This is a genomic window from Methanosphaera sp. A6 (assembly GCF_001729395.1).
Classification (GTDB): Archaea; Methanobacteriota; Methanobacteria; order Methanobacteriales; family Methanobacteriaceae; genus Methanosphaera; species Methanosphaera stadtmanae.
Map to the genome: position 1 here is coordinate 1 of NZ_MAIF01000139.1, position 14,733 is coordinate 14,733.

General features: G+C 26.6%; 15 protein-coding genes. 4 read left to right on the forward strand and 11 right to left on the reverse strand.

Features of this window, described 5'->3' with window-relative positions:
- Positions 1-3,648, forward strand: a 3,648-nt coding sequence (locus A9758_RS07595) for an Ig-like domain-containing protein (RefSeq protein WP_158005521.1), incomplete at its 5' end; no start/stop codon positions are given.
- A gap of 91 nt (positions 3,649-3,739) precedes the next feature.
- Here A9758_RS07595 and A9758_RS05755 read toward each other — a convergent pair.
- The 7 genes from A9758_RS05755 to A9758_RS05785 form a co-directional block, all read right to left on the reverse strand.
- A complete protein-coding gene (locus tag A9758_RS05755; RefSeq protein WP_011406425.1) occupies positions 3,740-5,152 on the reverse strand; it encodes a glutamylcysteine synthetase in 1,413 nt (470 codons plus the stop codon).
- Positions 5,124-5,954 (reverse strand): class II glutamine amidotransferase, encoded by an 831-nt coding sequence (locus A9758_RS05760; RefSeq protein ID WP_011406426.1) that lies wholly within the window; start codon positions 5,952-5,954, stop codon positions 5,124-5,126. The genes A9758_RS05755 and A9758_RS05760 overlap by 29 nt, the downstream gene beginning before the upstream one ends.
- A gap of 601 nt (positions 5,955-6,555) precedes the next feature.
- Positions 6,556-6,882 (reverse strand): hypothetical protein, encoded by a 327-nt coding sequence (locus tag A9758_RS05765; protein ID WP_011406427.1) that lies wholly within the window; start codon positions 6,880-6,882, stop codon positions 6,556-6,558.
- Between the two features lie 23 nt (positions 6,883-6,905).
- Positions 6,906-7,148 (reverse strand): type II toxin-antitoxin system antitoxin SocA domain-containing protein, encoded by a 243-nt coding sequence (locus A9758_RS05770; protein WP_011406428.1) that lies wholly within the window; start codon positions 7,146-7,148, stop codon positions 6,906-6,908.
- Between the two features lie 50 nt (positions 7,149-7,198).
- Complete coding sequence (locus tag A9758_RS05775) at positions 7,199-7,519, reverse strand: hypothetical protein (RefSeq protein ID WP_011406429.1); 321 nt, start codon at positions 7,517-7,519, stop codon at positions 7,199-7,201.
- 103 nt (positions 7,520-7,622) lie between these two features.
- Entirely contained in the window at positions 7,623-8,126 is a 504-nt protein-coding gene (locus tag A9758_RS05780) for a hypothetical protein (RefSeq protein ID WP_011406430.1), read from the reverse strand.
- A gap of 348 nt (positions 8,127-8,474) precedes the next feature.
- On the reverse strand, positions 8,475-8,879 hold the full coding sequence (locus A9758_RS05785; RefSeq protein ID WP_011406431.1) for a flavodoxin domain-containing protein: 405 nt from the start codon (positions 8,877-8,879) through the stop codon (positions 8,475-8,477).
- Between the two features lie 184 nt (positions 8,880-9,063).
- Here A9758_RS05785 and A9758_RS05790 point away from each other — a divergent pair, with 184 nt between their 5' ends.
- From A9758_RS05790 to A9758_RS05800, 3 genes are all read left to right on the forward strand, one after another.
- Positions 9,064-9,594, forward strand: a complete 531-nt coding sequence (locus A9758_RS05790; protein WP_011406432.1) for a flavodoxin family protein — start codon at positions 9,064-9,066, stop codon at positions 9,592-9,594.
- 80 nt (positions 9,595-9,674) lie between these two features.
- Entirely contained in the window at positions 9,675-10,406 is a 732-nt protein-coding gene (locus tag A9758_RS05795) for a S9 family peptidase (RefSeq protein ID WP_011406433.1), read from the forward strand.
- A gap of 114 nt (positions 10,407-10,520) precedes the next feature.
- Entirely contained in the window at positions 10,521-11,342 is an 822-nt protein-coding gene (locus A9758_RS05800; protein WP_011406434.1) for a GNAT family N-acetyltransferase, read from the forward strand.
- A gap of 134 nt (positions 11,343-11,476) precedes the next feature.
- Here the strand turns inward: A9758_RS05800 and A9758_RS05805 are convergent, their stop codons facing one another.
- The 4 genes from A9758_RS05805 to A9758_RS05820 all read right to left on the reverse strand — a co-directional run.
- A complete protein-coding gene (locus tag A9758_RS05805; protein ID WP_011406435.1) occupies positions 11,477-12,085 on the reverse strand; it encodes an ABC transporter ATP-binding protein in 609 nt (202 codons plus the stop codon).
- A 3-nt stretch (positions 12,086-12,088) separates the two neighbouring features.
- Positions 12,089-13,027 carry an ABC transporter ATP-binding protein gene (locus tag A9758_RS05810; protein WP_011406436.1) on the reverse strand — a complete coding sequence of 313 codons (939 nt, stop codon included), beginning with the start codon at positions 13,025-13,027 and terminating at the stop codon, positions 12,089-12,091.
- Between the two features lie 15 nt (positions 13,028-13,042).
- Positions 13,043-13,891, reverse strand: a complete 849-nt coding sequence (locus A9758_RS05815) for an ABC transporter permease (RefSeq protein WP_048059864.1) — start codon at positions 13,889-13,891, stop codon at positions 13,043-13,045.
- The coding region (locus tag A9758_RS05820) for an ABC transporter permease (RefSeq protein ID WP_069776343.1) at positions 13,884-14,733 on the reverse strand (850 nt) is incomplete at its 5' end. The genes A9758_RS05820 and A9758_RS05815, both read right to left, overlap by 8 nt.

The window sequence follows — 14,733 nt, forward strand, 5'->3', positions numbered from 1 at the left end:
CAATACTTCACTAGTGAAGGTGTTTTAAAAGCTGATGTTGTAACTAATGGAAGTAAAATATTCCTTTCAGGAAATTTAATAAACAAAGAATTCATATTTGACAACATTAAAGTATATGTCGGAAATAATGATACAGCAAAATTAATTAACTCTGTAATTAAAACACAAAACAATGCAAAAGTAATTATTGAAAACATAAATATTAATAATACAGATTCTGAAAAAGAATATGTTGTTTTATTTAATTCAACAGGAAATCAACTTATTAAAACTAATATTGATGTTAATACAACACATAAAATACATGCAATAGTACTTGCTGATGATGAAAACACAATAGAAAATGTTGTTGTTAATGTAGCAGGTCCATCAAAAAATATTGACTGGACACAGAATGTACAAATTGCAGATACTATTGGATTATTAATTACATCCAGTAACAACAATATAAAAGTTACAAAAATCAATTTATATGCACATCCTAATGGTGAAATGTTTGGTACAGTTGATGGAATAGATATTCAGTCACTAACTAATAACACTGTAAAATCTAACTTAATATATAATACACGTGTAAATGTGACTGGTGGTCAATATGCATATGGTTTAAATATTAAAAATGCAGAAAATACAAACACTTCCCTTGTATGGTCTGATGTAAGATCTGATAATTATGCATGTGCATTCCAATTAACAGGTATTGCAAGAAATAACAGTATTGCAGGTTATGCTTATGCTAACGCTCCAGTACTTGCATATGGAGCTTACATAACAGGATTATGGTCTGGTGGTGTAAATAATACAAACATATCTAAACTTTACATACAAAATGTTACAAGTAATGAAGCATATGGAGTATGTCTTGAAGGAGTATTAAATACAACCATATCTGATGCTACATACAATGTATTTGGAAATAAAACATTTGGAATAGTATTAAATAATACAGAAAATACTAATATCTTCAAATTAACAATAAAAACAGAAAATACAAATGAAAATTCATCAATAATAATAACAGACAAAACTAAAAATACAAACATCACAGGTACAACCCTAAACTCAAACAATGCAAATGGTGTTAATTTAATTAACAACACAAACACAAGCGTAGTTGGAAATTACATCAATATAAACAATATGATTGGTGGAAATAACGCTGTAAAACAAGTAGAACTAACAAACAATAATGTTACAAACAACATACCAAATATTATTGTAATTAGTGATGAAACATATCCTAATTACTTTAATGAAAATTCAACATTAAATATAACTGCAGACATTATTAACATTGGAAAACAATTAAATAATAAAATATTATACATGAATACAAATGCAACATTCTATAATCCATATAATACAACAATAAACAATGTATCATTCATATTCATTGGAACAAATACAAAATCTGTAACATTTAATGGATTAAAAATCAACAATGTAAATAAATCAGTAATAGAAACAAAATTAAATACAACATTACAGAAAAACGTATACTTCAAAAATGGTTACATAAAACTTACTGGAGAAAATATCACTGCAATAAACAACAATGGTAACACTCTTTACTTATCAGTTGAAAATACCCAAGCTATACTTAATGCTACAAACAATGCATTATTTATAAGTTATACTGGAAGAGGTTACTCATACATTCAAAATTCAAATATAACTGTTGATTCTGGAAATATATCCAAAGTTATACAAAATGATAATGGAACAGTATCAGGTGCAAATAACAACATTAAACAAACAGGTAACATTGCTATAACAATAAATGGTACATGTATCATAAATCAATATGATGGATTTAAAAACAACAATATCACAATAAGTGGAAACAACATTACAGCAATAAATATAAATCAATATGCTCTAACTTTAACAACATTACAAAATAATAAATTCAATCTAACAAGTTCAAATCCGGCAATAGCAATAAATATGGAAAATACTGGATTTGCAGGTGGTTGGAGTTGGAATCCTCAAGGTACATCTATAAAAAACAATGTATTTATTATTAATGCTGTAAACAAAAATACTCCAGTAATTAGTTTATCTGGTGGAAGTTTAAATTCAGTAACTAATAACTATATAGAAGCTCGTGATGTATGGGGTAATAATGCAGTGGAAATAATTGGAGAAAATGGAACAATAGAAAATAACAATCCAAATAACAATACAAATTATACTGCTATAATGAATATTACAGCACCAACAACCACTAGTGTAAATAAAACTATTGATGTAAATGTTACACTTACAGATGTATTTGGTAATCCAATAAAAGAAAATATAACAATTACAGTAGATGGTACTGAAATTGGTATAATAGATGGTGCAGGTAGTATTACATACACACCAACTACTGGTAAAACTAGTACAATAACTGCTACATTTAATGGTAATGATAAATATGATAGTAGTGTAGTATCAACTACATTAAATGTAATGAAACTTAACACTACAACAACAGTTAACACACCTACTGGTAAATATAACGATACAATAACAATTACAGCTAATGTAGTTGATTCAAATAACAACCCTGTAAATGGTGGAAAAGTTGTATTTATTGTAAATGGTGAAACAATATGTGACAGTGAAGGTAACATAATCTATGCTAATGTAGAAAATGGAGTTGCAACTATAAATACAACTGCTCTTAGAACATGGGTAAATAAATATTCCACTATTTGTGCTGAATATATTGGAAACGATGTTTATGGAGATTCAACAAGTGAATATTCCACAATGAATATTTCCCTAAGAACACCTACAGTAACAATACTTACTGATAAAACAAGTGTTAAATCAGGAGAAAAAGTATTATTTATTGTACAAGTACGTGATGGTGAAAAACTTGTAAACCAAGGATCTGTTATATTTAAACTTAATGGTATAACATTAAAAGATACAACAGGTAATATTTACATAGTAAAAGTAGAAAATGGAATTGCAAAACTAGAATACATAATACCTGATGGTTTCAGTGCTAAAAACTACACATTAACAACTGTTTATGTTGGAAAAGATTATGAAAGAGGTAGTGATGTATCATCATTAATAGTACCTAGAATCAACACATACATAAAAACAGAAATGACAAACATTACAAGTGACAATGCAACATTAAAACTAACAATATTCGATGAAAACAACAAAATAATACTACGTAATACAAAAGTAACAGTAAAAGTAAATGGTAAAACATTCTACAATCAAATCATAGTATCAAATGGTGTTGCTAACTTAAACTTAAACTTACCAGTAAGTTCAAAACCATATAACATAACAGTAATAGCAGGAGAAAACAATGCATATGCATCAAGTAACTATTCATTCATGTTTACAAACACAGTAAAAATACCAACAAAAATAAATGCAACAGCAAATGTAGTAAACAATAAAACAGCAGTTGTATCAGTAAAAATCTATGATAACAACAACAAACCAGTAACAGGAAATACAAAAGTTGTAGTAAAACTCAATGGAAAAACACAAGCAACAACACACGCAGAAAATGGAGTAGCAGACTTAAATATAACAGTTCCACAAATTAAAGGAATGTATAACTTAGTAGTAGTAACTGGTGAAACAGCAAAATATCTTGCATCACAAACAACTATACCACTAAGAGTCTAGAAAAAGTTTTGGAGGATCACGGTCCTCCAATACATTTACTCATTTTAAATAAAACTTATTTTATTAAAAAAAAGTATTTTATGGAAATAAATTATTTAAGACGTCCATAATCATCTATAATATCTTCAATAGACTTATCTTGGCCTAATTTTTTAAGCATATCTTTTGCAGGATTGGTTCTATTTTTTACTCTTTCATATAATGATTCAAGAAATACTTCTTCACCATATCCACGTTCAATAAGTCCTTCTTTTGACAAGTCTAGTATTTGTTTAATTAGTGTGTATAATTTATCCTCATCTACAAAGTTAGGTAGTTGTCTTTTTACAAATAACTTTCTAAGTTCTGATGCATTATATCCTCTGTGATATATTACCTCATCATTTTCAAAGATTTCTTCTAATTCATATAATTTATTCTTTAATCCTAATTGAAATGCTCCAACACATAGAACATCTTTTATTGGTTGTGTACATGAACTTCTATATTCTATTGTTCCACGATATGTTAAATCTAGAAACTTAAATGAACGAAGATATTCTATATCACTAATCTTAGGAGTAATTGTTATTTTATCATACACTCCCTTATCACAGTATTCTCCTTCTACAGAATCCTTTCTAAAGTAGTCCATTATGTTGATTGTTGGAAAATTCACATAAAGACCATTTCTCATAGTACAGTATATATTCAATGATTCAATATATGCCATTAGATCATCAATATCCTTTAGTTGTGTTTCATACATACCAATATTATGTGGATTTATTCCATGTGTACTATCCTGCCAGAACATATCTCTACAACATAGTAAATCCTCATTTTCTCCAAGCAACACTGAATTTGAGAAAAGTATTGCTTTTATTGGTTCTAATTTTGAGAAGATATTGATTGTTTTTATTAAATTATCATAGTTAACATCAAGTTGTATCTGTGATGCACTTGAAAACATTCCATATTCTGGATGATCATGGAAGTATTTTGGTAGTTTTGAATATCTTGAATATGAACAAAGATGATGATATAACATTTGATATCTTTCATTTGGTATTGGTATGTGTTTATTGTATATTCTGTAGGGATTTATTCCAAGTCCTGTTAGTGTATGGTTGTGTTTTTCAAAAAGTTCTTTGAAAAAAGAATAATAATCACAGAATCGTTCATAGATATTGAAGAGATTTGTTTCTCGTCCAAATGAAAATTCTAAGTTGTTATATGAACAGTCATAGGATATTATGTCGTTGTTTTTTTTATTTATTAATGAACAGATATGATTGTTATGATCTATTGTTTGTGGTTTGAAGTTAGTGTATTGTTTTTTAAATTCCTCTGTTATTTTATGTACTACTTGAAAGTCAACTGGTTTTTTTTCTAAATTTAATATTGGAATCTCTATTTCTATTCCTATGTAATTATTCTCATTATTCTTTGTTGATTCTATAAATCTTTGATATAAGCCTTTTTTTATTTTATCTTCAGTGATAGTTGAGAAATTCTGCTTCATGCATTTCACCAAAATTATTAATTATACTCTCCCTTAAACTAGGATTAACATGATTCATTATGTAATTAAATTGATCTTCTGTTAATTTATAAGTATATTTATGAGATTTTCCTCTATAGATTATTTCTCCATCTTTAAGTGCAAATACTGTGTTTAATGGTACTAATTTCCATGGTTTATCATTTAATTTCTGTGTTGAGAAGTATATTGTCTTGTTTATTCTCTGGTAATGAAGGGAATTTCTTGTATTTGAATGTGCATATGTGTATGTTCCATTGGATATTATTGGATTTAATTTATTTCCTTCTGCTAGTTTTGATATTATTTTGTTAATGAAGTTAAACTGTTCTCTATCACTTAAGGGTTGTTGTCTTTCTTTGTAGTTAAGTCTGTCAATAATGTACATTAATATTCTTTCTGAATCTGTGTTTCCATCTTGTGTTTTTTTATATTTATTAAGAAGATCACACTTGAATATTGTTCCATTATGTATTAGTACCCATTTTCTACCATTGTTATCTTCACTGATAAAGGGATGACAATTTGCTACATCCATATTTCCCATTGTTGCAAGTCTTATATGTGCTAGTGCAGATTTTGTATAAATTGGATTTTTTAGTATTTCTTTTAAGTGTCGACTCTCTGTTGCTTCTATTGGTTCTTTTTCAATGTGTGGCTGTTTGTTGTTCATTAGTGCTAGCCCCCATCCATGTGGATGCATATTACAATGTCTATAGAAACTTTTTAAGTAATTGTTTATATGGACAGGTTGCTGACTACTAACACCAAATAATTCACACATTGTTTTTACCTCATTTTTATTTTTTTTCCTTTTATATAATACTAGAAATAGATTTTTATAGTATAATATCTCTTTTTTAAGTTATTTAAACTATTAACATGTTTTTTATTTTAGTAAAAAAAAATCACATAATATAACATTGTTAATCCAGTATATAACATTGTTATGTAATTAATAGTATATAAAATTTTAGACAATAAATAATAATACTACTAAAGATTCCCATCAATATCATGTTCCATGTGGAAGCATACTGGTAGGTTGTGTAGTGTGCTTAGGTCTTGGTATATTTTTTCTAGTAATGTTACGGGTATGTCTACGTATAGATTGTTTTTACATTTTGTGCAGTTGCATTTATTTTTATTTATGGTAACACCTCAAGTTGTTTAATAGTACATGTAACGATTAACAAAAAAAAGAGTTTATAATTAATATTAAAAATTAGAATTTGAAATGAACATTGTATAACACATAAAAACAAAACCCCGAGAAAAACAAACAACCCGTTCAACAAAACAACAAAAACACTAAACAAAAATACATAAAAAAAATAAAATTATAAATCAAAATAACATTCTCACTGAATAATTATCATCTCTTCTCAACAAAATTCTGTACCCTCATAATAATATAATCTTTTCCATTGTGGATGTTTTTTTACAAACCATTCAGCAATTTCAAGAGGTGTTTTCCAATATTTATAATCCATAGCTGCCCGTTTTACTTTACCTAAAATTTTCATATATGTCTTATGATATTCTCCTTCACTATAAAGGTCAGATAATCTTTTTTGAAACTCATCAGTAATTACTGAATATAGATTAAGACCAAGATATTCTTCTGGATGTGCTACCGCATATTCATATAATTCATCTTCAATTTCATGAAGATATTTTGGATCAGGAGAAGCCCATATTCTTTTTACCATATTTTATCACACCTTAAAAATTATTAATTTGTTATTAATATTATATCGTTTATATTAATTGAATCTAGAAAATGTTTAGGTAGTGGACCCTTATCAAATTTAATATAGGTTTCATTTGTAATAGGTTTTTCATAGATTTCATAATGATTAAAGTCACTGAAGTATACTAATTTACATATTACTGTTTTACCCACATTTTTTTTATTTTTACACCTGTTTATTATATATGAGATTAATGCTTTAAATTTTACCATATTAACATTCATTATAACCACATTCCGTAATACAATTAATATATTATTTAGCAGGAAATATTTTATTCTTCATCGTCATAATAGTATAATTCTTTCCATTGTGGATGTTTTTTTACAAACCATTCAGCAATTTCAATAGGTGTTTTCCAATATTCATAATCCATGTCTGCTCGTTTTACTTTATCTAATATTTTCATGTATGTTTTATGGTATTCTCCTTCACTATAAAGTTCAGTTAGTTTATTTAGAAACTCATCTGTACTATCCAAAGATAAATTAAGTCCAATATATTCCTCTGGATGTGCTACCGCATATTCATATAGTTCATCTTCAATTTCATGAAGATACTTTTCATTAGGATAAGGCCATAAGTCTTTTACCATATTTTATCACCTTAACTTAGTTTGTTATTAACTATTATATCGTTTTATTTATATTAATTTTATTATTACTTCAGTATTCCTTTCGTTTCTCGTGTTTTCTACTTCAAAGTTTTGTCCTGCCATTATTTGTTACTGGATTTTCTGGTTTGAAAGGATCATCAGGTAATCCTGGAGGTAATTGTGGATATTTCTCTTTTGATGGTTTATCATGTGATTGAGTTGGATTATTATTAGAGGAAGGTGTTGGATTTGGTAATTGTGGATTCTTTTCAGATGGAAGAGATGGAAATTGTTTATGTATTCTTTGTCTTATTCTATCATAGATTTGTTTATATTTTACACGTGCATCTTGTCTTGTTTCTTCTTCTTGATTATTTAGATTTATTGTAATGTCTATTGTGTGTTTTATGTTTTTGTTTCTGCGTATTTTATCATATTTGTGTTCAATGTTATCATAGATTTTATTGTTAAGGTTATAGTCAAAGGTTGGACTTCTTCCATTATAGTATGATTGTATTGTTTCATTTCTGAATGTATGATGCAGAAGGTATAACTGCATGAATTTATTAAAAGTCTCATCATCTTCAAATACTTCAGGGTGAAACATTAGATAATAATAAAGGTAATCTTTATTTAAAAGTAGTAAGTATTTAAGAAGAGGTCAATTGTATCTTTACATGTATATAGATACTTTATTATTTGAGTATAATCCATCAAGAAACTACATAAAGAATTCAAATAATTAAATACAAAGCAAAAACATAAACTTAATGCAACAAAACTATGGATAACATATGAAGATAAGTGGGTAAGAATAAGTCACAAAGAATTAGATGGAGAAATAACATGAATAGGAAAGTTTTGTATAACTTAACTAACAAAAATATATAATTAACAAAGTATTAATAATTGTTACATACATTCTCCATATAAAAAAAAAATTTATTTTAAATAGTTATATAAAGTTGTGTGTGAATTTTTTTATGTTTTCTATGTCATTGTTGTTTGGTCGTCCCGTGTTCATTCCAACAAATTCTCCTGGACAATGAAATTCCTTAGAACTTATTGGTATATTATATAGTTGTGCCAATTCTTTTACTTGTTCATATGTTGATTCTATACTTCCTGCTGTGCTAAAGTTAACTATTAGTCCTATATTTACATTAATGTTGTTGAAAAACTTTGTAATTGCTGGATCTATACTGTTTCCATATATACTACTTCCTAAAAATAGTATATCCACATCTTTCTCCAGTGGTTTATCTATTGTTTTTGCAGTTATATTCAGTTCTTCTGCTATTGCCTTTGCTAATTTTTGTGTGTGTCCTGATTTTGTATAATATCTTATTTCTATATTCATAGTAATATCTCATATTATTATATTTTTAAGTTTGTAAGTGTTGGAAATTAAATTTAAACTTAGTGATTGTATTTATGTTTTTGTTTATTTATGAATTTTCATGTATGGTTTTATTATATTATAAATACAAATATAATAATACAATACTGATTTATGTATTAATATAATAAGGAGGATAATAGTTATGAAAGTATTAGGAGTTGTAGGAAGTCCTAGAAAAGATGGTAATTGTGATGTTTTAGTAAAAGAATTTTTAGATGCTGCTGATGCAGATACAGAATATATCTTTTTAAATCATAAAAAGTTATTTGGATGTAATGCATGTATGGCTTGTGAAAATGGTGATTGTGTTATTGATGATGATGGTAATGATATTATTAAATCATTGTTAGATGCTGATGTTTTAGTATTTGCAACACCTATATATTATGGTCAAATGTCTGCTCAGGCTAAAGCATTTGTTGATAGATTCTACCAAATTTCTAGAAATGAAAATAAATCACTTGAAGGTAAAAAAGTTGTAACTATCTTTACACAAGCTCAACCTGAAAATGTATTTGGTGATTATATTGATTCATTTAAAGTAATGCCTTTTGGATATATGGGTATGGAAGTTATTGGTAATGTTACTGCTATGGGTACTTCATCTAAAGGAGATAAAGAAGAATTAGCTAAATATATTGATGAAGTAAAAAGTATTGCTTCAAAATTATAATCTCTCTTCTCTTTTTTTATTTTTTTTTTATTTGTGTTATTTTATATTAAATATTTATGTTTGTTAGGAGGAAACTTTTTTTGATAGAGAAAATTAAATTTAAAATGTCTTGTGGTGAAATTTATGGTTTTTTATATCTTCCAGATAATATAACATGTACATTTCCTATTGTTATTTTATCACATGGATTATCCTTAAATCATACATACATGAAACCTTATGCTGAAAAATTATTAAAATATAATATTGCAAGTTTTATATTTGACTTTAGAGGTGGAGGATATGGTTGTTTAAGTAGTGGTAAAATAAGTGACATGACTCTTAATAGTGAAGTTAGAGATTTAATGAGTGTAATTGATTTTATAAAATCACTAAAATCTATTGATAATGATAGAATTTATCTTGCAGGACATAGTCAGGGTGGATTTGTAAGTAGTCTTGTTGGAGCAAAAAGAGTATCTGAAATTAGGGCATTGTTTTTATTTGCTCCAGCATATGTTATATGTGATGATGTTAGAGAGACTACTAAAAGAGAAAAAAATGTTTTAAATTTAATGCCAGAACATACAAAGGACACCTATATTAAGTGTGCTAAAAATGTTAATTTATACAATGATATAACAGATTATAATAAATGTGTTTATATATTTCATGGAAAAATGGATTCTCGTGTACCTATATCATATGCATATGAGGCATGTAAAGCATATGATAATTGCAAGTTAATTGTATTTGATAATGAGGAACATAGATTTAGTGATAAAACAAAGGATGTTGTTGTAAAAAAGATGAGTGAAGTTATATTAAAATAAACTCTATCTTTCTAAAGAATTATTAACTTATTATAAGAAATATAATATGTAGAGGATAATATTTTCCATAATATTTATATTATTTATTATTAAGAAAGATATGGAGGTAAATATATGGTAAATCCTAATAAGAAAGTTAAAAGACCAGATGGTTTAGGTAAAATATACAAATATAAAACTGATGAAAATGAAAATATACTTACACTACCTATAAGTGAATTATTAAAAGAAAATTACATCTATATCTATAGGGCAATAAATAAAGAAAATTTCTATATTGCACCAGATGATTCATGCTTCTTTTTTAAAGAAATTATATATGAAAATGAGGTTGTTGGATTTGCAACATACCGGCCAAGTAATATAAATGAAAGCTCACTTGTAATGCAGTATATTTATATTCTTCCAGATTATCGTGGAAAAGATTTACTTGTAGAAGAAATTGATGAAGCTGCATCATTATTTGAGTCAAGTATATTAATTGAATATCCAAGTAGAGCTATTGTTGATGTACTTATTAAACATAAACTTGCAAGAGTATTTAATAATCGATTTGTTATATCAAGAATTCCATTTATTATTCCAATGGTTTCACTTAGTGATGCAAATAGTAAAGTTGTAAGAGAAGAATTTGATATGACAGATAAAAAAGGTTATAGTAAATTATCATTAGTATATGACCTAGATTTATGTGCTGTTGTTGGACTAGCATCTAGTGATATTGAAAACATGTATACTGAAGATGTTACTGAAGATGATGATTTAAATAATTATAATACAATGAGTCTACCTCTTAGAGTTGATAATGAAAAATTCAATTGTATAGAAAAACGAGAAAATGAATCTATGATACAAGATGAAACCTACTTTAAAAAAGTACGTGAGATTATTGATAGTCAGGATGAAATTATTCAAAACTGGTTAACAATATTATAGATTCTTCCACATCTATTTTTTTTTAAAAAAAAGGAAACATATACACCTTCCTTTTAATAATTATAAAACATTATTATTAAAAAAACTATTTTTAATAAAATAATAAAAAGAGTATATTTTTGAGTAAAAAGAAATTATTTATGATTTAAATCATTAAAAAATAAAACATCATCACAAACACAATCAAGCAACTCTATATCATGACTTACAACTAACAAGCCAATACGACGTTTTCTACACTCCTTAATTAAATAATGCCAAATTTGTACCTGTGTAACACTATCTAGCATTGTTGAAATCTCATCAGCTATAATAAATTTAGTTTTAGGATTCAAAGCTCTAATAATAGAAAAACGTTGTAATTCGCCACCAGATAACTCATTAGGCCAACGTCTCATCCAATTTTCTTTTAAACCAAAATTATCTTTTAATTCTTTTGAAGGATTCCATGATTCCTTTAAAATATCATTCATATACCATCTAGGATTCATAGTCTTTTCAGGATGTTGAAATATTAATTGAACAGGATAAACACCCTTATCTTCAATTGTTTTATCATCTATTGTAACATTACCTTCATAACTACTAATATAACCTGATATAATTTTACATAATGTTGTCTTTCCACAACCACTATCCCCAAACAATCCTATTATCTTATTTTCAGGTAAAGATAAAGAAATATTATTAAGAATATTTCTATTATTATAACCAAAGGTAATATTTTCAGCTTTAAGAATCATATATTAAACCTCCCTATTATATAAATGACATCTAATCTTAGCATTATTGTACTTAATTAATATAGGCTTTATATTTTTACAAATATTCATCTTACATGGACAATTCTCATAATAAACACAACCTTTAACATCTTCTAAAGGTTGTATGCCTTTAGTTAATATGAAACCATTTCTAGGAAGAGCCTTAATTAAAGATTTAGTATAAGGATGTAACAAAGTAGATGGAGAAAGAAAATTCTTTGTATCATTAATTTCAATAACATAACCTGAATAAAATATTGCTATTCTATCAGCTGTTTTTAAGGCAACATCAATTTCATGAGTAATTAACAATACACCCTTATTATCTTCTTTCATCTTTCTAATATTTTCTATAGTTTCTTCAACATCCTTTGTATCTAATCCAGGAGTAGGTTCATCAGCAACAATTAAATCAGGATTAGATAATAATGCTGTGGATAATAATACTTTACGCACCATACCACCAGATAATTGAAAAGGATACATTGAATCTACAGACTTATCTAAACCATATTTTTCAAATATTTTCCTTTGATTAATTCTTTTTCTTTTTTCATCTTCTTTATCTTTAACCTCACCTATTACTTGATTAGATATTTTCATTAAAGGATCTAGAAAATTAACTGATTGAGGTATAAGACAAATTTCATCACCTCTTAGTTTTTCTTTATCTTTTTGTTCTATGATATTTCCTTTATATTTTATAACTCCTTCACATATAGCATTTTCAGGCAATATTCCAAGAATTGCATGGGCTAGTAAACTTTTTCCAGAACCACTTGAACCTAGAATTGCAACTATTTCTCCACTATTTACAGATAATGATAAATCATTTATAGTTTTTATAGTACTCTTTCTTAATCCTTGAATATAACGTGAAAAAGAAATTGATAAATTTGAAACTTTTAATAATTCACTCAATATTATCACCACTTCTTAAGTATTTGCCTTTGTAGGATCTAATAATTTTGATATTTCTTCACCTATCAAATCAAATAATAATACTATTATAAGTAAACATAACCCTGGGAAGAATGCTAACCACCATGCACCAGTTACTAAGTATTTCATTGATTCTGAAAGTATAATTCCAATTGCTGGTTCATGTGCTGATAAACCAAAACCTAAAAATGTTATACTTGCCTCATGCATAATTGCATGTGGAAATATTAATAATGTTCCTACAATAATCTGAGAAAATACTAAAGGTAAAATATGATATCTTGCTATAAAATACTTATTTCTACCATACTTATATGATAATTTAACATATTCAGTATTTTGTATTTCTTTTATTTCTACTCTTAATACTCTAGCTAAACTAATCCAATGAGTAACTGCTACACCTATTATAACACCATAAGCACCTTTACCCAGACATATTGAAATCATAATTAACAATAATAAATGAGGTATTGATGCAAATAAATCAATAATCCATGAAACTAGAATATCACAGTATTTATTAATACTTGAAATAAATGATATGAATATTGCAATAATACTAGATAATATAGAAGATATGGTTCCAATATATAAACTTAATCCTAAACCTTTCATTGTTCTATTAAACATATCTCTACCTAACCAGTCAGTTCCAAAAATATGTTCTAATGATGGTGCTTGTTGTCGTACTAAAAAGTTAGTTGTTATATCATTAGATTTTATCATATAGCTACTTAAAGCTATAACTAATAGTAAAAATGCTGTTAATACAATTATTAATATAGTTTTTTGTCTTAAATTAAATGATTTAAAAATATCATATTTATTCCAATTAATCATTATTATCATCTCTCATACGGACATCCACATATTTATAGGATATATCTGCAAGCATATTACCTACAAATACAAATATTGTACTTATTAAAACAATTCCTAATAATAAAGACACATCTGATTTAAGACCTGCAGCAACAGTTGCCTGTCCTATACCTGGATATGAAAATACTTGTTCTATTAAAATTGTTCCACCAAATAATTCATTAAATGAGAGAAATTGTAAAGTTAATGCAGGTAATAATACATTTCTTATTCCATGTTTCAGAATAATATATCTTCGACTCTCTCCTCTGGCTTTTGCAAAAAGAAAATAATCACTATTTTCTATATTAATTATTCTATCCCTAGTATATAATGCAATAGATGCAATACCAATTATACTTAAAGTTATAGTAGGTAATATAAGTCTATATAACCATTCCCATATTGTTACTTCATTAGCTATTACACCTACAGGTACAGCTAAACCAAAAGGAAACAATTTAAGATAAACTGAAAAGATAATCATTAAAATTAATGCTATCCAGAAACTAGGTGATGATTGTAAAATATAACAATATGTTTTAATAAGTTTATCAGTTAAACTGCCTCTTTTAGCACCAGCAATAATTCCTAATATAAAACCTACAATACCTGATATTAACCAGGAAACTGTCATTAATATCAGTGATGCTGTGAATTTTTCTCTTATAACATCAATTACGGGACGTCTATAAATTAATGATATACCTAAATCAAATTGAAGCAAACTAGTAATCCAATTAATAATTCTCTCATTTAATGTCAAATTAACTCCCCAATATCTTTGTAAGATAATCATTTTTTCAGGAGAAACTGCAATT